Genomic DNA, 25117 nt, shown 5'->3' with positions numbered 1-25117 from the left:
GCCAGCCGCTCAGCGGCTCTCCCGCCTCACCATGAAAGCGAGTTTCTCGAACAGGCTGACATCCTGCTCGTTCTTGAGCAGCGCTCCGTGCAGCGGCGGGATCAGCTTGCGCGGGTCGCGCTCGCGCAGGACCTCGGGGCCGATATCCTCGGCCACCAGCAGCTTCAGCCAGTCGAGCAGCTCCGAGGTCGAGGGCTTCTTCTTGATGCCCGGAACCTCGCGCACCTCGAAGAACAGGCGCAGCGCCTCCTCCATCAGGCGCTTCTTGATACCGGGGAAATGCACCTCGACGATCGCCTGCATCGTCTCGGCATCGGGGAAGCGGATGTAGTGGAAGAAGCAGCGGCGCAGGAAGGCGTCCGGCAGTTCCTTCTCGTTGTTGGAGGTGATGATCATCACCGGGCGCTGCGCGGCCCGAACCGTCTGGCCGGTCTCGTAGACATGGAACTCCATGCGGTCGAGTTCGAGCAGCAGGTCGTTCGGGAACTCGATATCGGCCTTGTCGATCTCGTCGATCAGCAGCACGGGCCGCTCGCTCGAGGCGAAGGCGTCCCAGAGCTTGCCGCGCTTGATGTAGTTCGCGATGTCCGACACCCGCGGATCGCCGAGCTGGCTGTCGCGCAGGCGGCTGACCGCGTCATATTCGTACAGCCCCTGCTGGGCCTTGGTCGTCGATTTGATATGCCAGGTGATCAGCGGCGCCTTCAGGGCCGATGCGATCTCCTCAGCCAGCACGGTCTTGCCGGTGCCTGGTTCTCCCTTGACCAGCAGGGGCCGCTCCAGCCGGATCGCCGCATTGACGGCGACGGTGAGATCCTCGGTTGCGACATAGGAATCGGTACCGGCAAAACGCATGGAAACCCCTTCGAACAATGCGGGCGGAAGCTACGGGCCGTCTCCGGGAACGGCAAGTTTTTTGCTGGGACCCGCACAAGCGCTTGTATCGCAACGGCTTGGACCGCAAACATGAATCGCCCCTCTGAATCGGCAATGCGAGGATAGCTTGGCAGCCACGATCGACCCCTCGGCCTATAAAGACGCCATCGTCGTCCTCGCCACGGCCGGCGTAATCGTGCCATTTGCCAAGCGCTTCCGCGTCAATTCGATCGTCGCCTTCATGGCCTGCGGCGCGTTGCTCGGCCCCTTCGGACTGGGCGGCCTCGTCTCCTCGGTGCCGTTGCTGCGCACCATCACCGTATCCGACGCGAGCACATTGGCCGGCCCCGCCGAAATCGGTGTCGCCTTCCTGCTCTTCGTGATCGGGCTTGAGCTCTCCTTTGAGCGCCTGATGACCATGCGCAGGTTGGTCTTCGGTCTCGGGCTCGGGCAGGTCGCGCTCTCCGCCGCGATCATCGGCGGCTTCGCCTTCCTCTTGAAACAGCCCGCTGCAGCAGCCCTGATCATCGGCTTCGGCCTCGCCTTGTCCTCGACCGCCATGGTCGTCGAACTGCTTTCGGCCAAGCGACGCATGATGACCTCGGCCGGCCGTACCAGCTTCGCGATCCTGCTCTGCCAGGATATCGCGGTGGTGCCATTGCTCTTCCTCGTCGCCGTTCTCGGCGCGCAGAATGGCGGCTCGCTGGTCGCCGGCCTGGCGCAGGCGCTCGTGCATGCCTTCGCAGCGATTGCCGGCATTGTCGTGGTCGGGCGCCTGGCGCTTCGTCCGCTCTTTCGTCTCGTTGCCTCGACCGACAGCTCCGAGAGCTTCCTTGCCGCGACCCTGCTGGTCGCGCTCGGCACCGGGCTGGTGGCGGCAGCGGCCGGCCTTTCCATGGGCCTTGGCGCCTTCATCGCCGGCCTGCTCCTGGCGGAAACCGAGTATCGGCGCGCCATCGAAGTCACGATCGAGCCGTTCAAATCCTTGCTGATCGGTGTCTTCTTCCTGATCGTTGGCATGAGTGTCGACCCCGCGCAGCTTGCGGCTCAACCTGCAATCATCCTCGGCATCGCCGCTGGTCTTCTCCTGACAAAGGCGCTGGTCGTGCTGGGCCTGGCCCGGCTCCTGGCTCTTTCCGTCCCGACAGCGATCGAAGCCGCGATCATGGTCGCTCCGGGCGGTGAGTTTGCCTTCGTGCTGCTCAACGCGGCCGTCGGCGCGAAACTGGTTGACCATGGCGCGGCAAGCCTCGTGCTTGCCGCGGTGTCTCTCACCATGGTGACGCTGCCATTATTTGCCCGTGTGGCGCGCCATATGGCGGCACGCTTCGCGCCGCCAGTGGCCCTGCCCGAGGAGGCAACAATCCTGCCGCCCGACGACCATACGGGGCGCGCGATCGTCATTGGCTGCGGCCGGGTCGGCAGACTCGTCGGTTCGATGCTCGAAGAGCACAACAAGCCCTATATCGCGCTCGACTCCGACCCGGTCCTGATCGCCGGCCAACGGCGCGCTGGCCGGCCCGCCTTCTTCGGCGACGCGACCAAGCCGGATTTCCTGAAGCTCTGCGGCGTGGTCGACGCAAGCGCCCTGATCGTCACGATCCACAATCACCGCGCAGTCGATGAGATCGTCAAGGCGGCACGGGCGCTGCGCCCCGAGCTCATCATCGTGGCGCGCGCCCGCGACGCCGCCCATGCCCGGCACCTCTATGAGCTCGGCGTCAACGACGCAGTGCCGGAAACCATCGAGGCCAGCCTGCAATTGTCGGAAGCAGCGCTTGTCGGGCTTGGCGTGCCGATGGGCCTCGTCATCGCCTCCGTGCACGAACGGCGGGACGTGTTTCGGCGCGAACTCAAGCCCGCTGCTGCTCCCGCGCCTGCGCTTCCCCGGCACGGACGTTCGCGAAGGTTGTGACGCTCAGGGCCGGAGCACGCTGGGAAATCCGCCGGATATGCCCATAGAACTGCTCGGCGCTGCTCTGCCAGCTATGGCCTGCGGCAAGTCCCAGGCAGGCTTCGCGTGGGATGCGCAAGGCCGCCAACGCTGCGCCCCGCAGATCCTCGTCCAGCACGGCAGCGCCGCTTCCGGCAAAGACATCGCTCGGCCCCTGCACGGGGAAGGCCGCAACGGGCAGCCCGCTTGCGGCCGCCTCGAGCAGCACGATGCCAAAAGTGTCGGTCAGGCTCGGAAACACGAAGACATCCGACGACGCGTAGATCGCTGCCAGTTCCTCGCCCTCGCGCGTACCCAGGAACGTCACGTCCGGGAAGGCGCGCTGCAGGTCGGCGCGCGCCGGGCCATCACCGACGACGACCTTGCTGCCGGGCAGGCGCAGCGACAGGAAGGCATCGAGGTTCTTTTCGACAGCGACGCGCCCGACACTGAGGAAAATGGGACGCGGCAGATCCAGCACGCTTACCTGGCGCGGGTGGAACTGCTGGAGATCAACGCCCCGCCCCCAGCGCAGGATGCGCTCGAACCCGTTCTGCTGCAGTTCGGCCTCGACCGTCGCGGTCGAGACCATGACACCCGCAGCCGCCCCGTGGAACCGACGCAGGAACTGGTAGCTCCAGCGTTCCGGAATCGGCCAGCGGGCCGCGACATATTGCGGAAACCGGGTGTGGTAGCTCGTCGTGAACGTACGCTTCTGCGCCAGGCAGACCGCGCGGGTCAGCCAGCCGATCGGCCCTTCCGTGGCGATATGGATGTGGTCCGGCTCGAAGTCGCTGATGCGCCGCGCGATGGCGCCCTGCGTTGCCAGCGCGATACGGATATCGGGATAGGATGGCAGGCCAATCTGCCGAAACCCCTCGGGCGTCAGCATATGCGGCGTCACACCAAATGACGGCCCCGCCTCGACCATCCGCTCCAGCGACCGGACGACCCCATTGATCTGGGGACGCCAGGCGTCCGTCGCGATGAGGACGCGCATCAGGCCGCCTCGCTGACCAGGACCGGCTGCGGGATCGGCCGGACCGGCTCACTCTTCAGCCGGTATTGCGGCCAGCGAATGACCTCGAAGCGGCCGTCATGGTGCTCGACCACAGCCGTGCAGCTTTCGACCCAGTCACCCGTATTGATGTAGGTGAGCCCGTCGATCTTGCGATGTGCGGCGTGGTGGATATGGCCGCAGACCACGCCATCCGCGCCATGGCGACGCGCCTCGGCGGCAAGGCAGGTCTCGAACTCGCCGATATAGTTGACCGCATTCTTGACCTTCTGCTTGGCCCAGGCCGAGAGCGACCAGTGCGGCAGGTGGAGCAAGCGGCGGACCTTGTTGACGACCGTGTTGGACGCGAGCGCGACCGTGTAGGCCCAGTCCCCCAACAGCGCGAGCCATTTTGCATTGCGCACGACCAGATCGAACAGGTCGCCATGGATCACCAGCAGGCGCTTGCCGTCGGCGGTGTCATGCAACGCATGGTCGGCGATGCGGATGCCACCGAACTCGCTCCCGGTGAAATCGCGGAGGAAATCGTCGTGGTTGCCGGTGATGTAGATCAGCCGCGAACCCTTGCGCACCTTGCGCAGCAGCTTCTGCACGACGTCGTTATGCGCCTGCGGGAAGTACCAGCCGTTCTTCAGCCGCCAGCCATCGATGATGTCCCCGACGAGATAAATCTGCGGCGCATCATAGGCCCGCAGGAATTCGAGCACGAGATCGGCCTGTGCTCCACGCGTTCCCAGATGCAGGTCGGAGATGAAGATGCTGCGAACCTGCTTCGCCTCGTCCTCGTCGCTCATGCCGCCAGCCCATCTTGTTGCATTGCTTGCGGCGTGTGTCTGATTTGCATTGCGCTTTGATGACGCAGAGCTCAATCCGTGGTTCTGCTCGGCTGAGTATCAGCGAAAGCTCCGGAGAAACACGATGGATTTGGGTATTGCCGGCCGCACGGCCATCATTTGCGCCTCGAGCAAGGGGCTCGGCCGGGGCTGCGCCGAGGCTCTCGCCGAGGCTGGATGCACCGTGGTCATCAACGGCCGCGACGCGACCACGCTGGAGGCCACGGCTAGCCAGATCCGGGCGAAATATGGTGCAACCGTGATCGCCGTTGTTGCCGATGTCTCGACCCGCGCTGGTCAGGACGCGCTGCTCGCGGCTGCCCCGGAGCCGGACATCCTGGTCAACAACAATGGCGGCCCGCCGCCGAAGCCGTTCCGCGAAGTCTCGCGGGAAGCGCTTGTCGAGGGCGTCATCCAGAACATGGCGACGCCGGTCGAACTGATGCAGCGTGTCATCGACGGCATGATCGCGCGCGGCTTCGGCCGCATCGTCAACATCACATCGATGAGCGTGCTGACGCCCTTGACCGGGCTCGATGTCTCGTCGGGCGCACGGGCCGGTCTCACCGCCTTCTTCTCTGGCGTCGCCCGCGAGGTCGCATATGCCAACGTCACCATCAACAATATCCTGCCCGGCATGTTCGATACTGATCGGCTGAAGGGTTCGACCACCAAGATGGCCGCGATCAAGGGAATTACGCCCGAGGAAATGACGAAGGGGCGCATGGCCGAGATTCCGGCGAAGCGCTTCGGCAGTGCCGAGGAATTCGGCAAGGCCTGCGCCTTCCTGGCAAGCGCCCATGCCGGCTATATCACCGGCCAGAACCTGCTGATCGACGGCGGCGTGTTCAAGGGAACATTCTGAGACGCGGCCAGGCCATGATCTGCCCCGGGGAGCCTGGCTCTCCGGGCTTCGATCACGCTGCGTTTGGACGAAATCGTCCAAACGCAGAAAACGTGATCGAATCTAATAGTTTAGAGCATGCTTTACGCGAAAAACCGTCGCCACTTTTTCGCAGCATGCTCTAGAATCCTCACCTCGGCACCTGCCGCGCAAAACCCGTTTCCACCGCGCTTCGAGGCCACGCATGCGCCGCCACGGGCACCAGGGTTGCAAGCATTGCGCTTGGACGGGACGCGTGAACGTGATCTAGAGAGGCCAAGTCCTTTACAAGACTCTTTCCCCTGACCCCTACGCGCATCCCCGTTGTCTCCTCTCCTCGGCATTACGCTCAAGCTGATCTCGGCTTTGTCCTTCACCCTGATGTCGGCCGGCATCAAGGCGATCGCGGCGCGCTATCCGACAGGAGAGCTCGTCTTCGTCCGGTCCTTCTTCGCGCTGATCCCGCTGCTGCTCTGGCTGGGCTGGCGCGGCGAGATTCCGTCTGCCCTGAAGACCAAGAACCTGCGCGGCCACTTCAAACGTGGAGTGATCGGATCGACCGGCATGTTCTGCGGCTTCGTAGCCTTGAGCTTTCTGCCTCTGCCGGACGCGGTCGCGCTCGGCTATGCCGCACCGCTCGCAGTCGTCGTGCTCGCCGCGCTGGTGCTGAAGGAGCGTGTCCGCATCTATCGCTGGAGCGCGGTGACCATCGGCTTCATTGGCGTGCTGATCATGCTGTCCCCGCATCTGGGCAGCTTCCAGATCGCTGGCGGCAATGCACCGGCGATCGGCGCTGCTTTCGGCCTCGCCGGCGCCTGCTGCTCGGCTTTCGCCTCGATCGAGGTGCGGCAGCTGACCATGACCGAGCGCACCGGCGCCATCGTCTTCTATTTCACGCTGATGACGACGACGCTCGGCCTCTTCACCATCCTGCTCGGCTGGCGCATGCCGGATCTTCAGGATGCCGCGCTCATGGTCGCGATCGGCATCCTCGGCGGGCTCGGTCAGATCTTCCTGGTCCAGGCCTATCGCTATGGCGACGCCTCGCTGATCGCGCCGTTCGAATATTCAACCATGCTCTGGGCGGTTGCGATCGGCTGGTTCGTCTTTGGCGACTGGCCGGCTTCGGCCGTACTCATCGGCGCTGCCATCGTCATCGCGTCCGGCATCTATGTGATCCTGCGCGAGAAGCAGCTCGGTCTGCTCAAGCGGGAGACGCGCGAGGTCGGTTCGACACGAGCGACCTGAGAGCACGCGTAAAATCGTGTGAAGAGGCCCTGGACGAAGCCGCTCTCGGCCGTCGCCCGTCCTTCTCCGGCTTGCTCCTTCCAACTGGAACGGGCATTGTCCGGTTAGACAAACGTTTGTTCGCTTCCGCAAACGAACGACATTCGTGTGACGGGTATCAGGATGGGTATCGAGACCAAGGAACGTGGCGGGCGCGAACTCGAATCGGGGGCCCAGGTCATCTCGGGCCAGCTCGGCAAGACGATCCAGCGACTGCGCAAGGCCTATAATCTCTCGCTTTCCGAACTCGCGGAGCAGTCGGGCGTCGCCAAGTCGATCATCAGTCAGATCGAACGCAACGAGACCAACCCAACACTGGCGACGATCTGGCGGCTCTCGCAGGCCCTCGACATCTCGATCGAACGCGTGCTGTCGAGCGGCGAAGAGGAAGCCTTCATCGACAAGACCACCCGCGCCGACACGCCGATCCTGGTCTCCGAGGACGGCAAGCTGAGGCTCGCCATCATCGGCTGGATCAAGACTGTCGAATGGCTGCAATGGTACGATGTGCAGGCTGAACCCGGCGGCGAACTCGACTCCGAAGGTCATCAGCGCGGCTCGATCGAATCGCTCTCCGTGACCTCGGGCGAATTCGAGGTCGAGGTCGGTGACGTGATCCAGCGCGCCAAGGCTGGCGAGACACTGCGTTACCGCTGCGACCGCCGCCATATCGTCCGCTGTGTCGGCGACCAGCCAGGTTCGGCCCTGATGGTCTGCATCCTCAAAGCGGCGGTGATGGAGTAAGCGCCGAGCCCGAAGCGGGCACCCGCCATCCCGGCGGCGTAAGCCAGCCGGGATGGCATCGCGAACGCAATCGGCAATTCGGCTGTGTGGCTCACTCGGCCTTCTTGGGCCGCGGCGGACCCGCGACCGCCGGCAGCGACTTGATGAATTCCGCCATCGCCATCCGGTCTACATCCGACAGTTGCGCGGTGTTGCGCACCACCGCGGTCATGTTGCCGCCGACGCTGTCGAAGCTCGGAGTGAAGCCTGTCTTGAGCAGTTCGGCGATCTCCGATTTCGACCAATTCGCCAGCCCATCGGCATGCTGCGTGATGTTCGGCACGAAGCCCTTGCCCTCCGGGTCGGGGCCGCCGGCAAAACGCGTCGACGGAATGATCGCGCCCAGCGCGTTACGGTTCGAATGACATTCGGCGCAATGGCCCGGCCCCTGTACCAGATAGGCGCCCCGGTTCCACTCCTCGCTCTTCGTCGGGTCCGGCCGGAACGGCGATCCATCGAAGAACAGCAGCTTCCAGCCCCCGACGGCACGGCGGATGTTGAAGGGAAGGGGCAGATCATGCCCGGGCGCACTCCCTTCGACTGAAGGCAGGGTACGAATATAGGCGAAGAGATCGGCCAGCGCCTTGGGCGGCATCAGCCGGTAGGAGGTATAGGGAAAGGCCGGATAGTAATGCTGTCCGGACGGCGAGACGCCGGTCGCCATCGCATCGACGAAGTCCTTCACTCCCCAGTTGCCGATCCCGTCCCGCGTATGCGGCGAGATGTTGGGTGCGCGAAACGTGCCGAAGGGCGAGGGCAAGGCAAGCCCACCGCCAAGCCGGAGCTTGTCGTCCTGCCCGGGCGTTGCGTGGCATGAAGAGCAGCCGCCAGCCGCGAAGAGCAGCTTGCCATTCTCGACATCCGGCGGCGGCAGAGTCCCGATCTCGGGCGCGGGCGACACGACGCGTGGGTCGGTGAGAACATAGAAGCCGGCGAGTCCCAACAGGATGAAAATGCCGAGCGTGAGGAATAGGCGGCGCATCAAGCGTTTCCCGGTTTTGCTGGTGCCTCAACGCTCCGAGGATTTCAAAGGTTCGAAGCGCAGGGCTGACAAGAATGGGCGGGCCCACGGTGGAGCCCGCCCATCAACCCATGTTCGAGCGCGTGGCGCAACCGCGCGGCGCAGCTGAGCTTACTTCTTGATCCGATAGACCTCGTGGCAGGAGCCACAATTCTTGGTCGCGGCGCCAAAGGCAGAGCGGAAACTGTCGAGGTCCTTGGCAGCGGCACCACCCGCCACAGCCTCGGTTTCGAACTTGGCAAGAGCTGTCTTGAAGCCAGCCTGATCCTCCCAGATCTTTGGCGCCGCCGTGGTCTCGCCGCCCGTCTTGGCCGTTTCCGGGAACAGAGCCGGCAGCTTCTTCGCCGCGTCGGCATAGACCTTGAAGATCGTCTGGACCTTGGTGGACTCGAACGCTGCCTCGCCCTTGGCGATGGCCGCGCCTTCGCGCGTCGCCGCGCCAACGGCCTTCATCGCGTCGCGGCGCTGGGCGATAGGGTCAGACTGCGCGACGACGGCCGAAAGGCCGAGAATGAGGCCAGCAGCAACGACTACGGTACGGATCATGCGCGACTATCCTTTCGGGGAGGTGCGGCACCGGACAGGCTCCGCTTAGAATTCTTCCAGATCAGCGCATTCGCATGACAGCGCCAAGTCGCATTTTCGTGAACGCACCGGAATTTGAGCAAATCGATCCTGCGTCATACGAGCGGCTGCCTGCCAGAAACGTTGCGGGAGGTTGAAAGGACCGTAGCGCGGGCCAGAAAAAGGAGGGCGGGCTCCATTATGGAGCCCGCCCTTGACCTCATGCACGACCGCGCGGCGCAACCGCAGCGGTGCAGCGAAACCTATTTCTTGATGCGATAAACTTCGTGGCAGGCGGCACAGTTCTTGGTCACCGTTCCAAAGGCGGTGCGGAAGCTGTCGAGGTCCTTGGTGGAGGCTGCCGCTGCTGTGGCCTCCATCTCCAGCTTGGCAAACCCAGCCTTGAAGCCGGCTGGGTCCTCCCAGATCTTCGGTCCCGCGATGCTCTCACCACCCGTCTTGGCAGTGTCAGGGAAGAGACCCGGCATCTTCCTGGCGGCAGCGACGTAGACCTTGAAGATATTCTCGGTCTTGGTCGCGTCAAAGGCGGCCTCGCCCTTGGCAATGGCCGCGCCGTCGCGCGTGGCGGCGCCCACTCCCTTCATCGTCTCGCGACGCTCGGCAATCGGGTCCGATTGCGCAATTACGGTCGAGAGCGTCAAAACAAGGCCGGCGGCAACGAATACGGTGCGTATCATGCGTAAGCCTCCTCCCGGAAAGCGCGGCGTCGAGTGCGCCGCTTAGAAGCTTTCCAGATCATCCGATCCGCATCACAACGCCAAGTCGCATTTCCGTGATCAGATCGGAATCGGAGTGGCTTACGCCTGCATCACAGCGAATACCCTGCCGCTCTCAAGGCACCGAACACCTTCTTTGGCGTCGCAGGCATGTCGATCGCGCGGATGCCGGCTGCGCGGTCGAGCGCATCCACCATCGCGTTCATCACCGCTGGGCAAGCCCCGATCGCCCCGGCCTCGCCAGCCCCCTTCACGCCGAGCGCATTGGTGACGCAGCGGACATTGCGGGTCTCGAAATGGAAGTTGGGAACGTCGATCGCGCGCGGCAAGGCGTAATCCATGAACGTCGCCGTCAGCATCTGGCCTGAGCTGTCGAAGCGGATTTCCTCCATCAGAGCCTGGCCGATGCCCTGTGCGGCGCCGCCATGGACCTGGCCTTCGAGCATCAAGGGATTCAGTGTCACGCCAAAATCGTCGACCACGACGTAGTTGGTGATCTCGGTCGCGCCGGTACCGGGGTCAACCTCCAGCTCGCAGATATGCGTGCCATTCGGATAGGTCGCTTCCGGTGGCGTCCAGCTCTGATGGACCTTGAGCTTGTCCGCGGTCGCTCCCGGCAGCGCGGCAATGGCCTTGAGATCGAGCGCCTTGTCGGTGCCGACGATCCGCACCGCGCCATCGACGATTTCCAGATCGCCGATACCGGCCTCGAGCTTCTCGGAAGCAAGCTGCTTCAGATTCTCGGTCAGGATCGAGGACGCCTTGTCGAGCGCGGCGCCGCCCACCGGAATGGAGCGCGAGCCACCGGTGCCGGAACCGGTCTCGATGCGGTCGGTATCGCCCTGAATGACGCGGATGCGGTCCATCGGGATGTCGAGATGCTGCGCGACGAGCTGCGAATAGGCCGTCTCGTGCCCCTGCCCGTTCGACTGCGTGCCGATCAGCACGGTCACCGTGCCGTCCTTCTCCAGGATGACGGTCGAACTCTCCGGTCCGCCGCCGCCGCAGGCCTCGATATAGCAGGCCATGCCGATGCCGCGGATCCTGCCGGTCTTGGTCGAGGCCTTGAGGCGCGCCTTGAAACCCTTCCAGTCGGCGACATCCATGGCGCGGCGCATATGTCCCTCGAACTCGCCGGAATCATAGACTGGCCCGGTCTGCGTCGAATGCGGCATCTCGGTCGGCTTGACAAAATTCTGCGCCCTGACTGCATCCGGCGCCTTGCCGGTCTCGCGCGCAATGGCATCGACCAGCCGCTCGATCAGGTAGGCAGCCTCGGGACGCCCTGCACCACGATAGGCATCGACCGGCGTGGTGTTGGTGAAGACGCCGCGGAAACGCACATGCACGGCCGGGATATTGTAGCAGCCCGGCGTCATCGTCGTGCCGACCCAGGGGATGAAAGGCCCGTATTGCGAGAGATAGGCGCCCATTTCCGCCGCAAGATCGACCTTGAGGCCAATGAACCTGCCCTTCTTGTCGAGCGCCATCGTGGCCGTAGTCAGATTGGCGCGGCCATGCGTATCGGCAAGGAAATGCTCGGTCCGGTCCGCGACCCAGCGCACCGGGCGTTTCAGCTTCTCGGCCGCCACCATGGTCAGCGGGTATTCGCGATACATGAAGATCTTGGTGCCGAAGCCGCCGCCGACATCGGGCGTGATGACGCGGATGCGCGCGGGATCGACCTTGAGGATATAGTCGGCGAGGATGTCGCGCGTGCCATGGCTGCCCTGGCTGCCGAGCGTCAGCGTCCAGCGCTTCGAATCCTTGTCGTATTCGGCGATGCAGGCGCGCGTCTCCATGTAGTTGGACGCGAGACGGTTGTTGACGATCGTGACGGAAACGATGCGATCGGCCTTGGCAAAGGCCTTCGCGGTCTTTTCGGCATTGCCCTGCTCGGCCTCGAAGGCGACATTGCCCTCACGCCCCGGCCAGACCTGCGGTGCCTTCGGATCGAGCGCCTCGGCGATACCGGTGATCGAAGGCAGAACCTCCCACGCGATATCGATCGCCTCGGCAGCGTCGCGGGCCTGGCCCAGCGTCTCGGCAACGATGAAGGCCACGGCCTCGCCGACATGACGCACCGTATCGGTCGGCAGCACCGGCACCGGGTTCGGCTCCACCGACTTGCCCGAAACCGTCTTGATCAAGCCCTTGCAGGGAATGTCGCCGAGATGCGCGACATCCTCGCCAGTTAGGATCAGCTTCACGCCCTTCATCGCGCGGGCGGTATCCTTGTCCCGGATCGTGAACTTCGCATGAGCGTATTGCGAGCGCAGCACGAAGCCATGCAGCGCCCCCTCGACGGCGATATCGTCGGTATAGCGCCCCGTCCCGGTGGTCAGGCGGTGATCCTCGACCCGGCGAATGGGCTGGCCGACTCCGAACTTCATGGGGCGCATGGGCTTACATCCTTGAAAGTACGAGAATCTCGAAACCGTCACATGAGAAACTGGAACAGGATCGGCGTCGCGTCAGCCCCAGGCAGGCAGAATGCTGCGATGCATGACGCGCAAGCCCGTCCTATTGCTCGATGGGCTCGCCGCGCATCGCCCAGTCCTTGAAGCCACCGCGATAATGGCTGTCGATATCGAGACCGGCGGACTGGGCGAACTCCAGAGCCCGCAGCGAGCGCACGCCGGCAGCGCAGGAGAGCACGATGCGCTTGCCAGGCGGATTGGGCAGGTCGGCAGGGTTGAACTGCGACAGCGGCCGCGAGACCGAGCCAGGAATATGTCCCGCCGCGAATTCATGCGGCTCGCGCACATCCACGATCAGGATGGAATCGGCCGCGAGCCCGGCCTTGATGTCGTCGATATCGAGATCGTTCACGGTCACTGCTGCCATCCAGTCCAGGCTAATCCAGTAGCTTCACCAGATAGAGCGTGAGGGCCGGAAATGCCACCACGATGCCGAGCCGGATCACGTCAGACAGCACAAAGGGCAGCACCCCGCGATAGATCCGCGTCACCGGAACGTCGCGCGCCAGCGAGGCGACGACGAAGACATTGAGGCCGATCGGCGGGCAGGTCATCCCGATTCCGACCACGATCAGGACGAGGATGCCGAACCAGATCGCGATATCGTCGACCGGCATGCCGAAATCGAGTGCGGTCACGATCGGAAAGAACACCGGCAGCGTCAGCAGGATCATGGCGAGTTCGTCCATGACCCCGCCTAACACGATGTAGAAGACGAGCAGGCCGACCAGGACCGAATAGGGTTGCCAGCCCGACGTCGCGATCATCTCGGCCGCAGCGGTCGGCACCTGGGTCAGCGCCAGGAAGGCGTTGAAGATCTCGGCGCCGAGCAGGATCGCAAAGATCATCGCCGAAGTCTCGGCGGTCTGCAGGATCGCCTCGCCGATCTCTTTCAGGCCCAGCGCCCGCCGGAAGACGCCGATCATCAGCATGACAAAGGCGCCGACCGAGGCCCCCTCGGTCGGGGTGAAGATCCCGCCATAGATGCCGCCCACGACGACCAGCGCGACCAGCATCGCCGGAATGATGCCGAGCAGCGGACCAAGCCGGTCGCGCCAGGCGGTCCGCTCATGCGCCGGGCCGAGCGTCGCGTCGAGGCGGGTCATGATTACGATGGTGATGCAGTACATCGCGGCCGCCATCAGCCCGGGAATCAAGGCCGCCTTGAACAGCTTGGCAATGTTCTGCTCGGTCGAAATCGCATAGACGACCAGGATCACCGAAGGCGGGATCAGGATGCCGAGCGTGCCGCCGACGGCGGTGACGCCACAGGCGAAGCCGGGATCGTAGCGATAGTGCCGCAGTTGCGGCAGCGCCGCGCGTGCGAAGGTTGCGGTCGTCGCGACCGAGGATCCGCAGATCGCGCCGAAGCCCGTGCAGGCCCCGATCATCGCCATCCCGAGCCCGCCACGGCGGTGACCGACAAAGGCCGACGCCGCCTTGAACAGGTCGGACGCCAGGCCCGACCGTTCAGCGAAGGCCCCCATCAGCACGAAGAGCGGAATCACCGACAGCGTGTAGTTGGCGAAGATCTGATAGGGCGTCGTCTTGATATAGTTGAGAAATGGTTCCAGCCCATTGAGCTGGATGTAACCGAGGCCACCGACCAGCATCATCGCCAGCCCGATCGGCAACCTGACGGCCATCAGGGCGAGAAGCACGACGAAGCCCGTGATGGCGAGGGTAAAGCCGCTCACGCGCGCCCCCTCGCCAGCCGGCTGGCGCTGACGAACGAGGTCAGCGAAACCAGTGCGGCCAGCACTGCGCAGATCGCGATCGGAAGATAGCTCGGCAACCGCAGCACCATGGTGTTCTCGCCGCTCGCGAGGGCCGCCAGTGCACCGGCAGCGAGTCGCCAGGCGATCAGCGCCATGACCAGGGCATAGACGACATCCCAGACCGCATCGATTGCCCTTTGCCAGCGCAAGGGCAGCTTCAGAGTGAAGGTGTCGACGAAGATGTTGCCGCGCCGAAGCTGGCAATAGGGCAGAAAGCAGAAGGCGGCGACCGCGGTCGCCATCTGCACCAGCTCGAAATCACCCGGTACGCCAGCCGCGCCGATCAGGTCGCTGCGCAAGGTCACGCTGACGACAACCATGGTCGCCAGCGCAATCAGCAGAACGCCACCCGCGATGGCAATTCCACGCACCAGAGCATCAAAGCCCGGCGTCGTTGCTTCCCCACCTTTGACCGCCATGATACGCCGTCAGGCCGCCTTCTCGTGCTTGGCGAGCGCCGCCTTTGCGCTCTCCAGCAGCTTCGCCCCGTCGAGCCCCTTGTCCTTGGCGGCCTTGATCCAGCCATCGATCACCGGTTCGGTCGTCTTGCGCCAACGCGCTGCTTCGGCCTCGTCGAGCATGGTGATGGTATTGCCGCGCTTGCGCACCATTTCGGACACCACGACGGCCTGCTCATCCCAGACCCTGCCAGCCATTGCAGCCGCAGCAGCGCCGGAGTTCTTGTCGAGAACCGCCTTCAGGTCGGGCGCGAGCGAATCGTATTTCGCGCGGTTCATCGCCAGGACGAAGGTCGCGACATAGAAGGTCGGCGAGCCCGGGATCTCGGTGTGATACTTCACCAGTTCCTGGACCTTGATCGACGGCACGACCTCCCAGGGCACGACGCAGCCATCAATGACGCGCTGCGCCAGCGATTCCGGCACCTGCGGGATCGGCATGCCGATCGCATTGGCGCCGAGCGCCCGCAGGGCTTCGCCGGCGAGGCGGGTCGGGAAGCGCAGCTTCAGACCCTTGAGGTCCTCCATCGTCTTCACCTGCTTGTTGGCATGGATCAGCCCGTGATCATGCGCCCAGAAGCAGATCGGTTTGACGTCCTTGAACTCGTCCTTGAGGTTCTGCTCGGCGTAGTCCGTCAGAGCCAGCGAATTGACCAAGGCGCGCTTGTTCGAGACGAAGGGCAGCTCAAAGGCCTCGATGCCGGTGAAGCGACCCGGCGTATTGCCGGGCAGCGTCCAGACAATATCGGCAACGCCGTCACGGGCCTGGTCGAAGAGCTGCGGCGGCGTGCCGCCAAGCTGCATCGAGGGGAAGATGTCGATCTTGATGCGGCCATTCGATTCGGCCGCGACCTTGTCGGACCAGGGCTTCAGGAACTTCGAATGACCATTGGCGACGGGCGGCAGGAAGTGATGCATCCTCAGCGTCACCTCCTGCGCATTGGCGCGAGTGACACGCATCACGGCCGGCGCGGCAACGGTCGAGCCGGCCAGCGTCAGGAATTTGCGGCGATCAAAACTCATTCATCCCCTCCCCAGAGGCCTGCTCAGGCACGGCATGACAGGCCATTCCCACAAGGAATACCCTGTCTGCCTTGTTGGTATGACAGATGAGCGCTAAAGCGCGGCTGACGCAAGAGCCGTCCGCGCGAAATTGACGCGGTCATGACGAGCATCGGAACGGCATGCGGGCCATGCCGCATGCCGTTGCTTCAATAAGCAGAAAGTGGATCAGGCCTTGGGCGGAATACGCAGCACCCAGCCCGGCATGATCAGGTCGGGATTCTTCACCGGCGGCGTATTGGCTTTGACGATCTCGGTGTATTTCGCGCCCTGACCCTTGCCGTAATGCTCTTCGGCGATCTTCCAGAGCGTATCGCCCTTCTTGACGGTGTAGAACACGGCAGCCGGAGCTTCCTTCGTGACCGCCAGTTCGGACTCGACTTGCGCCACGCCGGTCGTGTTGCCCAGCGCAAGAATGATCTTCTCGGCCTCTTCGGTAGAGACCGCCTTGCCGGAGACCTTCACCTTGTCGCCATCGATCTGGATATTGACGTCAGAGGGCAGCCCGTGCCCGGCCAATTCCTTCTGCAGAGCGTCGGGCGTCGCCGCCTGCGCCGAGCCACCGAAGATCTTCGCACCGGCTTCCTTGATGAAACTGAACAGACCCATAGCTTATCCTCCAGTGTCGGGGCTGGTATGAAGCCCGCTTGCCCCTGCAAGTTCAAGTTGAATTGCGTGATGCCGGCAAAGGGAGCGATATGCCGGTACGTTTCACCATGACATGGCAGCTTGCGCGCTGCGGCAGCTTCCCTCCGCGCCTGCGGGCTGGCAAGAAGCTCGCGTCCTCAACGGAAGGCCCGTCTCATGCTCACCTTGGCCCAGGCCCAGACTGTCCTCGCGAGCGCGCTGACCCATGCCGAGAAGTCCGGCTTCAAACCGCTCGCGATCGCCATCATTGATGCTCGGGGGGCACAGAAGGCCTTCGCTGCACAGGACGGCACGAGCCTGAAACGCGGCGAGATCGCGCTCGGCAAGGCGCATGGCTCCGTGGCGCTCGGCATCGGATCGCGCGCCCTGCACAAAATGGCGCTCGAACGCCCCTATTTCATCGAGGCAGCGACCCATGCCGTCGGCGGTTCGCTCGTGCCGGTCCCGGGCGGCGTACTCATTCGCGATGGCGCTGGCGTGCTGCTCGGCGCGATCGGAATTTCCGGCGACACCTCGGACAATGACGAGGCCGCCGCCATCGCCGGCATCTCAAGCATAGGCCTTGTTGCTGACACGGGCGCCTGAAACAGGAAATTCTTCTCTTTTCCAGCTACTGCCCACGCTCGGGCGGCGGTTTTCATTGCATCGCAGCAGGATTTGCTGCATCGGCTCCCGCGCATGGCCGCAGGGAACACCCCGAGGGATTTCACGATGAGTGCCGAAATTGCCAACGAGAACGTCGCCGAGAGCGAGGTCATCGAAACCGACGTCGTGATCGTCGGCGCGGGCCCGTGCGGCCTGTTCGCGGTGTTCGAACTCGGTCTTCTCGATATCCGCGCCCATCTCGTCGACATCCTGCCGAAGGTCGGCGGGCAATGTGCCGAGCTCTATCCGGAAAAGCCGATCTATGACATTCCCGGCTTTCCGATGGTCACCGGCCAAGGCCTGGTCGACAACCTGATCGAGCAGGTCAAACCCTTCGGCCCGACCTTCCATCTCAACCAGATGATCGAGTCGCTCGAGCCGACCGGCACGGCGGAGGCGCCGCGCTTCCGGGTGCGCACCGATGCCGGCACGGTCTTCAACACCAAGACGGTGCTGGTTGCCGCCGGGGGCGGATCGTTCCTGCCGAAGAAGCCGCCGATCCCGGGGATCGAGGCCTATGAAGGCAACAGCGTCTTCTACGCCGTCCGCAAGATGGAAGCCTTTCGCGGCCGCGAGATCCTGATCGTTGGCGGCGGCGATTCCGCGCTCGACTGGACCTTGAACCTGCAGCCCCTCGCCAAGCGAGTGACGCTGATGCACCGTCGCGACGATTTCCGCGCTGCGCCGCATTCAGTCGAACAGATGCGGGCACTGGTCGCAGACGGCAGGATGGATCTGAAGATCGGCCAGGTCACCGGCCTGAAAGGCGACGGCACGGCGCTGGAAGCCGCGATCTGCCGCGGCAGCGCCAACGAGGCCTTCGAGGTCTCGTGCAATACCCTGCTGCCCTTCTTCGGGCTGACGATGAAGCTCGGCCCGATCGCGAGCTGGGGCCTGAACCTGCACGAGAATCTGATCCCGGTCGACACCGAGAAATTCGAGACCAATGTGCCGGGCATCTTCGCGATCGGCGACATCAATACCTATCCCGGCAAACTCAAGCTTATTCTTTCGGGCTTCCATGAGGCAGCGCTCGCCGCGCAGAAGGTGCACCGCTACGTCTATCCGGAGAAGCGGCTGACCTTCCAGTACACCACCTCCTCGACGAGCCTGCAGAAGAAGCTCGGCGTCGCCTGAGAGTGGAGCAAGGCGAGACCCGCAAGGCCTCTCCCTCGCATTATTCCAGCCCGGCGACGCGATCGTGTCGCCGGGCTTTCTTTTGGAATTGCGGCCTAAGTCATCGGCCCGAAAAGTGGATTGCGGTTTTCGGGGCAAAGCCGATGTGAACACGGAAGGGTTGGATCATCGGACCGATACGAGATCCGGTCCGATGATCTAACGCACCAGGGTCGCGGACAGTGGCGGTTGGCCGAGATCGCGGCTTTCGAACCAGCTGCCATCTTCGTAGAGACGCGGATTTGGCATCGAGCCGGATCCCGTCGCGACGCGTGGTTCGGCAGTCGAAGGCACCTCCTCCGGCACGATCGGTTCGACGCGATCGCGCAGCTCGGCAATGGCCCCCTCGACCGGATTGAAACTGAAGCGCACCGTATGCGTCCCCGCCGGCACCTGCACGGCACGAAACAGTACATTCGCCCTGAGGATATCGACTTCCGCACCGTCGAGCTCCGCCCGCCACCATGGATGCCAGATGTCGTTGAGCAGGATGAAGCCAGGCTTGTCTGTCGTGACGGTGATCTCGACTTCGGTGTTCTGGTAGCGTGTCAGCTTGACCTCGGCTTGCGCCGAAATCGGCCCTTCGGGCACCGCATCCGGCGGTACGCTATCGAGCAGCACAACCTGCTGCGGATCGATGTCGGGCCACTGGCCGGCAGACTTCATGCCGTCGAAATCGGCGAGCTGCCAGCCGCCGACGAACATGGCGCGCGGCAGGGCCCGTGGATTCTCGTAGATGTAGCCATCCCCCGTGAAGGCGACGAGCCTGAGATCATCCGCCTTCAACGCGTGATCGACCTGACCGATCGGAACACGTGTCGCGATGTAGCGCAGGCCGAGGAGATCGGCGAGGCGGCAGCGATAGGAGGGGAAGAGCGGTGTGAACTTGCGCTGGTCCGGCGCAGCGATCGAATCTCGCGTGCCGACGGCATCCGAGAAATCGGCCAGCCGCAATGGATTATAGCCAAGCGTATGGTCAAAACCATGAACCATCCCGACATTCGGCCATTCGAAGCCCATGCCGAGCAGCTCGACGCGATCGCGGCGTGGCGAACCTGCCGGCTGGGCAACCAGTTGCTTGAGAACGCGGACAGTCTCGTTCTTCGTCTCCTGGCGGAGCACGTCGTAGAGCTGCGGCGACAGTGCAGTCGAGTCGTTGGGGCCGTTATTGACGCCAAGGTCGGCCCCGACCACGCCGGTGATCAGCAGCACGCTGGCGAGAGGCGCCAGCGCTCCGCGCCAGCGCGTCAGCGCAACCAGGATCAGCGCAGCACCCGCAAACCAGAAGGCCGCCGACAGGCTCGGCCACCACGCATCGGCAAGATGCCCCTCGCGACTCGAGACGAACAAGGCTGTAGCGACGAGCGCAGCGACGACCACACCGGCAATACCGAGATCACTGCGCAGTGAACCGAGACGCTCCTCGCTCAGAATGCGATGCAGCACGTAACCTGCGAGCAGCGCACCAAGCGCACCGATCAGGAAGGTCGCATCGGCCGGGCGACGGAAGACCTTCACTCCAGGTAAATACTCATAGGCGGCCTGGAACAGCGGTGTGTAGCGCCCGAGCGCGAACAGCACCATGAAGACGAAGAGCAGCGTCAGCGGCCGGATCGCCTTATCCCAGAGCCAGCCGCGACTGAGGCCCGGCGCGATCAGAAGCAACAGCGGCAGCGCGCCGAAATAGACCTGCCCCATGTTCTGCGACAGGAAGAGCTCCTTGGCATCCCAGGCCGGGCTGTAGGGCCCCCAGAAATCCACGGCCGGATCGCGCGCGCCGAAGAGATCGGCCACGAAGGCGGTCAGCAGCGAGGCCGGATGCAGCGAGCCACGTCCTGCTTCGGTCAGATCGACCTCAGGGCGTGTCGTCGCCTCGGCGAAAAGCCAGGTCCAGATCAGCGGCAGCAGGATCGTCGCAAGTCCGGCGAGGCTCGCGACCGAGATCGGCGCGAGGCTCGCCCGGACAGCGGCCCAGCCGCCGGCGAACCAATGCGCGACGACCATGCCAATCAGCACATAGGCGCCGAGCAGCGCCACCTGATCGGGCTCCAGCACCATCAGGCCGGCGGCAAAGCCGGCAAGCGCGCCAGCGCGCAGCGACGAGCGTTGCAGCATCCGCGCCGTCAGCCAGAAGGCGATCGCAAAGAACGCAAGGCTCGCGATCTGGCCGACATGCTGTACGCGCCACGCGGCCGAGGCGCCAAAGGCGAAGACGAGCGCGGCAAGCAGGCCGCCGGCAGGGTGCCAACCGCGGTCGCGGAAGAACATCAGGAAGGCGAGCCCGCCGGCGAGCAGATGCGCCAGCACATAGGCATCGACCATCCGGAAGCTCGGCGACGGCGTCAGCAACGCAAGCAGGATGGCAGGCGAGAAGATCAGGGATTGCGGATCGGCAACCTGCGGCGAGCCGCCGAAGACATTATGTGTCCAGAATGGCGATTGGCCGCTATGCAGGGCCTGGGCGAGGAACTGGATCTGGGCCTGGAAATGCGCCTTGGCATCGAAGGGAATCGTGACCGCCCCGGAAAGCCAGGGCCAGCACAGGATGCTCCACGCACAAACAAATCCCAGCGCCGCCAGCCAATAGCCGGCGGCCTGACCTTCAAACCGCTTCACCTGGACCCCCAAGGTCCCCCGGCACGGACGGCCCCGGTGTGGGAACCTTCTTCCAGCCCTGTCAGTATTGCTGACCTTGACAAGACCCACGTGAACCGAAACTGAATGGGTTCACATTTTCGTGCGTTGGCGGAAACAGGCTGAACGCTTTGGAAAGCCCGGTGCGTCAGCGCTGCGCGGCGAGCCAGGCTCCGAGCGTACGCCTCTCCGCCTCCGTCATGCCGGTCAGGTTATTGGGCGGCATGGCATGGGTCATCACCGCCTGCGTCCGAATGGCGCGGGCCTGAACGGCGATCCGCTCCGGCTCATGCAGCCAGATCCCCTTGGGCGCGATCTGGATACCCGGCCAGGACGGTTCCGGCGCATGACACATGGCACAGCGCCCCGTCACGATGTTCGCCACCTCGGCCGGCGGCAGGTTCATCCCCGCCAGAAGTGCCGGCCTGCCCGGCTCGATGGCCCTCAGTCCGAGCCGCTCGCGCCCGCCCGGCGACGATGCCATAGCCAGCCAGAAGGCGAGCCAGAGCGCAACCAGCGCAACGGCCCAGGTCCACCACGGCGATCTGGCGTGATCGGCGTGGCGGACATTGTAAAAATGCCGGATCAGCGCGCCCGCGATGATGATCAGCGCCACCAGGGCCGGGATGATCGCCGAACTCGCGTAGGTGACGGGATAGTGGTTCGACAGCATCAGGAACAGCACCGGCAGGGTGATGTAATTGTTGTGCGTCGAGCGTTGCTTGGCCTGCTTGCCGAGCCGCGGATCGGGTTTCTCGCCTGCCGTCAGCGCGGCGATGACCTTCCGCTGGTTCGGCATGATGATGAAGAAGACATTGGCGGTCATGATCGTCGCCATCAGCGCACCGGTATGGATCAGCGCGCCACGCCCGGAGAAGACCTGGCTGAAGGCGTAGGATGCGGCAATGACGTAACCGAAGCCGAGCAGCCCGAGCACGGCCTCGTTCTTGCCCAGCGGCGACTTGCAGAGCCAGTCATAGAACAGCCAGCCCAGCGCCAGCGCGGCGATGCCAATTGCGCCGGCCGCGAAGGGGGACAGCGCCATGACCGCCGGGTCGATCAGATAGAGCTCCGACTGAGCGTAATAGACCCAGACCAGCAGGAAGAACCCCGAGATCCAGGTCCAGTAGCTCTGCCACTTATGCCAGGTCAGCTCCTCCGGCATGCGCGGCGGGGCGACCAGATATTTGCGCATCTCGTAGAAACCGCCGCCATGCACTTGCCAGGCACGCCCCCCCTCACCCGCCGGAATATCGGCGCCGGGCCGCAAGGACGCGTCGAGATGGATGAAGAAGAAGGATGCGCCGATCCAGGCAACCGCCGTGATCACATGCAGCCAGCGCAGCAGCATGCCGCCCCATTCGAGCAGATAGGCGTCAAGCATGCGAAAGCCCCTCTCCCGCCGGGCGCGCAATTGATTGACAGGGCCGAATCCGGGATGGAACCTTCATGATGCGTCCAGACTAGGGTTGGCCTTTTTCCGAACGCAAGCTTCGCCACGAACAGCACACAACATCAGCGGTTCGGCCGGCGCATTTTCAGAGGATCCGCAGGGATGGGACGTCTCTCGACGCATGTGCTCGACACGGTCAATGGCAGGCCCGCCGCGGGACTGACGCTCGCGCTCGATCGCCTGACATCCGATGGCAAGCGCGAGCGCATCCTCGAGACGACGACCAATGCCGACGGACGCACCGACCAGCCCTTGCTCACCGGAGAGGCCCTCCAACCCGGCACCTACGAACTGACATTCGCGCTCGGCGCCTATTTTCGTTCGCTCGGCACCACCATGCCGGAGCCCGCTTTCCTCGATGCCGTGCCGATCCGCTTTGGCATCGCTGACGCGGATGGCCATTATCATGTTCCGCTCCTGGCCTCGCCCTGGAGCTACTCGACCTATCGCGGAAGTTAAAGCATCGGCCCGAAAAGTGGATTGCGGTTTTCGGGAAAGCCGATGCAACACAGAAGGCTAGACATCGCCGCCCGGACCAGATCCCGGCGCTCTCCCGCCAAGTCAAATTCACCCTCGCGAGCATCAGCCATGAGCGACCACACCTACCCCCGCGACCTCGTCGGCTATGGCCGAAATGCCCCACATCCGCATTGGCCGGGCAATGCCCGCATCGCCGTGCAGTTCGTGATCAATTACGAGGAAGGTGGCGAGAACTGCGTTCTGCATGGCGACGCGGCCTCGGAGGCCTTCCTCTCCGAGATCGTCGGCGCCGCTCCCTGGCCCGGCCAGCGCCACATGAACATGGAGTCGATCTACGAATACGGCTCGCGTGCCGGCTACTGGCGACTCTGGCGCATGTTCACCGAACGCCATCTGCCGGTGACGGTGTTCGCCGTTGCGAGTGCGCTGGCGCGCTATCCCGAGATCGTCACATCGATGAAGGAGGCCGGCTGGGAAATCGCCACCCATGGGCTGAAATGGATCGACTATCGCAGCCTCCCCGCCGAACAGGAGCGCGCCGATATCCATGAGGCGATCCGCATCCAGCGCGACCTCACCGGCGAAAGGCCACTCGGTTTCTACCAGGGACGTTCATCCGAGAACACGACACCGCTGATGATGGAGGAAGGCGGCTTCCTCTACACCGCCGACGCCTACGCTGACGAACTGCCCTACTGGATCACCGGACCTAAGGGCCCGCAGCTCACGGTGCCCTATACGCTCGACGCCAACGACATGCGCTTCGCCACGCCGCAGGGCTTCAACACCGGCGAGCAATTCTTCACCTATCTCAAGGATTCCTTCGACACCCTCTATGCGGAGGGTGATGAGGCGCCGAAGATGCTGTCGATCGGGCTGCATTGCCGGCTGGTCGGCCGCCCGGGGCGCGCCGCGGCGCTGGCCCGTTTCCTCGATTATGTCCGCAGCCATGACCGAGTCTGGGTCGCGACCCGGATCGATATCGCCCGCCACTGGATCAGGCAGCATCCGCCGTCAGGGGGCTACCAGCCCTCAAAGCTCCCGAAAGCCCTTTTCGTCGAGGTCTTTGGCCGGGTCTGGGAACACTCGCCCTGGATAGCCGAAGCAACCTTTGACGCCGGTCTCTCACCCCATGAGGACAGCGCGGAAGGCCTGCACACAGCAATGGCGAAGGCGATGCGCTCCTGTTCGCGCGACCAGCAACGTGCACTCCTCCTCGCCCATCCCGATCTCGCCGGGAAGCTCGCCGCCGCGAAGGAACTGACGCCGGAATCCACTTTCGAACAGGCCTCGGCCGGCCTCGACCGCCTGACCAGCGACGAGCGCGCGCGCTTTACCGCGTTGAACGAGGCCTACAAGGCCCGCTTCGGCATACCCTTCATCATCGCAGTCAAGGGGCTCATGAAGAACGAAATCGCCGCCGCCTTCGAGGAGCGCCTGAAGAGCACGCCGGAGCAGGAATTCCTGACCGCGCTGGTCCAGGTGGAGAAGATCGCGCTGCTGCGGTTGCGGGATCTGTTGCCGGCGGCTGAGGGCCCTACAGCCCACTAACCAGATGGCCGCCATCGACGGCGACGACCGAGCCGGTCATGAAGCGGGCTGCGTCGGAGCACAGCAGCAGGAACGGGCCGTCGAGATCAGCGAGGTCGGCGGCGCGGCGCATCGGGATGCGCTTGATCAGGGCCTTGCCCTCATCGGTCTCGAAGAAGTCGCGATTGAGATCGGTGACGACATAGCCCGGCGCCAGCGCGTTCACCCTGATCTTGTGGCGCGCCCATTCCAGCGCCAACGCCTTGGTCATCTGGACCAGTCCGGCCTTCGAGATCGCATAGGGCGCGACGCTGAGTGCCACACGCTCGCCGAGGATCGAGGCGATGTTGACGATGGCGCCGCCGCTCTCCTGCTCGGCCATCAATCGCGCCGCCGCCTGCGCGGCGAAGAAACAGCCCTTGAGATTGATGTCGAGATGCGCATCCCATTGCGCCTCACTCAGGCTCAGCGCGCGCTCGGGATCGGCAACGCCGGCATTGTTGACCAGCAGATCGAGGCCACCCATTACGGCGCGTGCTTCCAGGATGCCGGTCTCGATCGCGGCGATCGATCCGATGTCGAGCGCCAGCGGTGTCACCTTGCCCTGTAATCCAGCGCAGGAGCGAGCCAGCTCGGACAACCGGTCGAGGCGGCGCGCAGCGGCGACGACCTGTGCCCCCCGCGCCGCGAGAAGCCGGGCGAAATGTTCGCCGAGCCCTGAAGACGCTCCGGTCACCAGCACGCGCTTACCCTGCAGATCCTCGAACATGCCGCTTCCTCACCGATCCCTGACGCAACTCGAAGGGACACCGCCGCCATGCAGGGGTCAACCTGCAGA

At 64.1% G+C, this 25117-nt stretch carries 23 protein-coding genes; 8 read left to right on the top strand and 15 right to left on the bottom strand.

The genetic code is table 11. The features are described 5' to 3' along the window. Positions 1-9: 9 nt before the first annotated feature. Entirely contained in the window at positions 10-855 is an 846-nt protein-coding gene (locus FG93_RS20215; RefSeq protein ID WP_043237607.1) for a MoxR family ATPase, read from the bottom strand. A gap of 148 nt (positions 856-1003) precedes the next feature. On the opposite strand from FG93_RS20215, the gene FG93_RS20210 reads away from it, so the two are divergent. Continuing rightward, complete coding sequence (locus FG93_RS20210) at positions 1004-2791, top strand: cation:proton antiporter (protein ID WP_043237604.1); 1788 nt, start codon at positions 1004-1006, stop codon at positions 2789-2791. Here FG93_RS20210 and FG93_RS20205 read toward each other — a convergent pair. Continuing rightward, the gene (locus FG93_RS20205) at positions 2730-3809 is read right to left on the bottom strand and encodes a glycosyltransferase family 1 protein (RefSeq protein WP_052513972.1); all 1080 of its coding nucleotides are present in this window, start codon (positions 3807-3809) and stop codon (positions 2730-2732) included. The two genes, FG93_RS20210 and FG93_RS20205, sit on opposite strands and share 62 nt — an antisense overlap. After that, entirely contained in the window at positions 3809-4621 is an 813-nt protein-coding gene (locus FG93_RS20200; protein WP_043237601.1) for a UDP-2,3-diacylglucosamine diphosphatase, read from the bottom strand. The genes FG93_RS20205 and FG93_RS20200 overlap by 1 nt, the downstream gene beginning before the upstream one ends. A 124-nt stretch (positions 4622-4745) precedes the next feature. On the opposite strand from FG93_RS20200, the gene FG93_RS20195 reads away from it, so the two are divergent. From FG93_RS20195 to FG93_RS20185, 3 genes are all read left to right on the top strand, one after another. Beyond that, on the top strand, positions 4746-5525 hold the full coding sequence (locus FG93_RS20195) for an SDR family oxidoreductase (protein ID WP_043237599.1): 780 nt from the start codon (positions 4746-4748) through the stop codon (positions 5523-5525). Positions 5526-5867: 342 nt separating this feature from the next. After that, positions 5868-6791 carry a DMT family transporter gene (locus tag FG93_RS20190; protein ID WP_043237597.1) on the top strand — a complete coding sequence of 308 codons (924 nt, stop codon included), beginning with the start codon at positions 5868-5870 and terminating at the stop codon, positions 6789-6791. A 162-nt stretch (positions 6792-6953) separates the two neighbouring features. Further along, complete coding sequence (locus FG93_RS20185) at positions 6954-7574, top strand: helix-turn-helix domain-containing protein (RefSeq protein ID WP_043237595.1); 621 nt, start codon at positions 6954-6956, stop codon at positions 7572-7574. Between the two features lie 91 nt (positions 7575-7665). On the opposite strand, the gene FG93_RS20180 is transcribed toward FG93_RS20185, so the two are convergent. The 9 genes from FG93_RS20180 to lysM all read right to left on the bottom strand — a co-directional run bounded on the left by FG93_RS20180 (position 7666) and on the right by lysM (position 16322). Beyond that, on the bottom strand, positions 7666-8595 hold the full coding sequence (locus FG93_RS20180; protein WP_081881672.1) for a cytochrome c: 930 nt from the start codon (positions 8593-8595) through the stop codon (positions 7666-7668). 150 nt (positions 8596-8745) lie between these two features. Beyond that, complete coding sequence (locus tag FG93_RS20175) at positions 8746-9180, bottom strand: cytochrome c (protein WP_043237590.1); 435 nt, start codon at positions 9178-9180, stop codon at positions 8746-8748. 281 nt (positions 9181-9461) lie between these two features. After that, complete coding sequence (locus FG93_RS20170) at positions 9462-9896, bottom strand: cytochrome c (protein WP_043237586.1); 435 nt, start codon at positions 9894-9896, stop codon at positions 9462-9464. 131 nt (positions 9897-10027) lie between these two features. Next, positions 10028-12337 (bottom strand): xanthine dehydrogenase family protein molybdopterin-binding subunit, encoded by a 2310-nt coding sequence (locus tag FG93_RS20165; RefSeq protein WP_043237584.1) that lies wholly within the window; start codon positions 12335-12337, stop codon positions 10028-10030. A gap of 121 nt (positions 12338-12458) precedes the next feature. Beyond that, on the bottom strand, positions 12459-12773 hold the full coding sequence (locus FG93_RS20160; protein ID WP_043237747.1) for a rhodanese-like domain-containing protein: 315 nt from the start codon (positions 12771-12773) through the stop codon (positions 12459-12461). A gap of 19 nt (positions 12774-12792) precedes the next feature. Further along, a complete protein-coding gene (locus FG93_RS20155; RefSeq protein WP_081881671.1) occupies positions 12793-14112 on the bottom strand; it encodes a TRAP transporter large permease in 1320 nt (439 codons plus the stop codon). Continuing rightward, on the bottom strand, positions 14109-14612 hold the full coding sequence (locus tag FG93_RS20150) for a TRAP transporter small permease (RefSeq protein ID WP_052513971.1): 504 nt from the start codon (positions 14610-14612) through the stop codon (positions 14109-14111). Before FG93_RS20150 ends, FG93_RS20155 begins: the two co-directional genes overlap by 4 nt. 9 nt (positions 14613-14621) lie before the next feature. Next, entirely contained in the window at positions 14622-15674 is a 1053-nt protein-coding gene (locus FG93_RS20145) for a TRAP transporter substrate-binding protein (protein ID WP_043237580.1), read from the bottom strand. A gap of 207 nt (positions 15675-15881) precedes the next feature. Next, the gene (gene lysM / locus FG93_RS20140) at positions 15882-16322 is read right to left on the bottom strand and encodes a peptidoglycan-binding protein LysM (RefSeq protein ID WP_043237577.1); all 441 of its coding nucleotides are present in this window, start codon (positions 16320-16322) and stop codon (positions 15882-15884) included. Positions 16323-16517: 195 nt separating this feature from the next. Here lysM and FG93_RS20135 point away from each other — a divergent pair, with 195 nt between their 5' ends. After that, entirely contained in the window at positions 16518-16946 is a 429-nt protein-coding gene (locus FG93_RS20135) for a heme-binding protein (protein ID WP_043237574.1), read from the top strand. 126 nt (positions 16947-17072) lie between these two features. Next, positions 17073-18143, top strand: coding sequence for an NAD(P)/FAD-dependent oxidoreductase (locus FG93_RS20130; protein ID WP_052513988.1), 1071 nt, complete (start codon positions 17073-17075; stop codon positions 18141-18143). A gap of 198 nt (positions 18144-18341) precedes the next feature. Here FG93_RS20130 and FG93_RS20125 read toward each other — a convergent pair whose 3' ends face one another. Both FG93_RS20125 and FG93_RS20120 read right to left on the bottom strand, forming a co-directional pair. Further along, positions 18342-20798, bottom strand: a complete 2457-nt coding sequence (locus FG93_RS20125; RefSeq protein ID WP_152579527.1) for a hypothetical protein — start codon at positions 20796-20798, stop codon at positions 18342-18344. A 166-nt stretch (positions 20799-20964) separates the two neighbouring features. Beyond that, positions 20965-22200 (bottom strand): urate hydroxylase PuuD, encoded by a 1236-nt coding sequence (locus FG93_RS20120; protein WP_043237572.1) that lies wholly within the window; start codon positions 22198-22200, stop codon positions 20965-20967. 171 nt (positions 22201-22371) lie between these two features. Between FG93_RS20120 and uraH the strand changes: the two genes are divergently transcribed. Together uraH and puuE are read left to right on the top strand one after the other, a co-directional pair. Then, the gene (gene uraH, locus FG93_RS20115; protein ID WP_043237570.1) at positions 22372-22728 is read left to right on the top strand and encodes a hydroxyisourate hydrolase; all 357 of its coding nucleotides are present in this window, start codon (positions 22372-22374) and stop codon (positions 22726-22728) included. 129 nt (positions 22729-22857) lie between these two features. Further along, complete coding sequence (gene puuE, locus FG93_RS20110; protein WP_043237567.1) at positions 22858-24300, top strand: allantoinase PuuE; 1443 nt, start codon at positions 22858-22860, stop codon at positions 24298-24300. Here the strand turns inward: puuE and FG93_RS20105 are convergent. After that, positions 24287-25048: an SDR family NAD(P)-dependent oxidoreductase gene (locus tag FG93_RS20105; protein ID WP_043237565.1), complete on the bottom strand. Its 762-nt coding sequence runs from the start codon at positions 25046-25048 to the stop codon at positions 24287-24289. The genes puuE and FG93_RS20105 overlap by 14 nt on opposite strands. Positions 25049-25117 lie beyond the last annotated feature (69 nt).

It is taken from the genome of Allobosea sp. LC85 (assembly GCF_000735605.1).
Lineage (GTDB): Bacteria > Pseudomonadota > Alphaproteobacteria > Rhizobiales > Beijerinckiaceae > Allobosea.
The sequence above is the reverse complement of the archived record's forward strand: the minus strand, read 5'-3'. Positions and strand labels throughout refer to the sequence as shown.

Coding starts and splice junctions, on each gene's coding strand:
- FG93_RS20215 (WP_043237607.1), bottom strand. CDS start 855: ATGCGTTTTGCCGGTACCGATTCCTATGTCGCAACCGAGGATCTCACC.
- FG93_RS20205 (WP_052513972.1), bottom strand. CDS start 3,809: ATGCGCGTCCTCATCGCGACGGACGCCTGGCGTCCCCAGATCAATGGG.
- FG93_RS20200 (WP_043237601.1), bottom strand. CDS start 4,621: ATGAGCGACGAGGACGAGGCGAAGCAGGTTCGCAGCATCTTCATCTCC.
- FG93_RS20195 (WP_043237599.1), top strand. CDS start 4,746: ATGGATTTGGGTATTGCCGGCCGCACGGCCATCATTTGCGCCTCGAGC.
- FG93_RS20185 (WP_043237595.1), top strand. CDS start 6,954: ATGGGTATCGAGACCAAGGAACGTGGCGGGCGCGAACTCGAATCGGGG.
- FG93_RS20180 (WP_081881672.1), bottom strand. CDS start 8,595: ATGCGCCGCCTATTCCTCACGCTCGGCATTTTCATCCTGTTGGGACTC.
- FG93_RS20175 (WP_043237590.1), bottom strand. CDS start 9,180: ATGATCCGTACCGTAGTCGTTGCTGCTGGCCTCATTCTCGGCCTTTCG.
- FG93_RS20170 (WP_043237586.1), bottom strand. CDS start 9,896: ATGATACGCACCGTATTCGTTGCCGCCGGCCTTGTTTTGACGCTCTCG.
- FG93_RS20165 (WP_043237584.1), bottom strand. CDS start 12,337: ATGCGCCCCATGAAGTTCGGAGTCGGCCAGCCCATTCGCCGGGTCGAG.
- FG93_RS20150 (WP_052513971.1), bottom strand. CDS start 14,612: ATGGCGGTCAAAGGTGGGGAAGCAACGACGCCGGGCTTTGATGCTCTG.
- FG93_RS20145 (WP_043237580.1), bottom strand. CDS start 15,674: ATGAGTTTTGATCGCCGCAAATTCCTGACGCTGGCCGGCTCGACCGTT.
- lysM (WP_043237577.1), bottom strand. CDS start 16,322: ATGGGTCTGTTCAGTTTCATCAAGGAAGCCGGTGCGAAGATCTTCGGT.
- FG93_RS20135 (WP_043237574.1), top strand. CDS start 16,518: ATGCTCACCTTGGCCCAGGCCCAGACTGTCCTCGCGAGCGCGCTGACC.
- FG93_RS20130 (WP_052513988.1), top strand. CDS start 17,073: ATGAGTGCCGAAATTGCCAACGAGAACGTCGCCGAGAGCGAGGTCATC.
- FG93_RS20120 (WP_043237572.1), bottom strand. CDS start 22,200: ATGCTTGACGCCTATCTGCTCGAATGGGGCGGCATGCTGCTGCGCTGG.
- uraH (WP_043237570.1), top strand. CDS start 22,372: ATGGGACGTCTCTCGACGCATGTGCTCGACACGGTCAATGGCAGGCCC.
- puuE (WP_043237567.1), top strand. CDS start 22,858: ATGAGCGACCACACCTACCCCCGCGACCTCGTCGGCTATGGCCGAAAT.
- FG93_RS20105 (WP_043237565.1), bottom strand. CDS start 25,048: ATGTTCGAGGATCTGCAGGGTAAGCGCGTGCTGGTGACCGGAGCGTCT.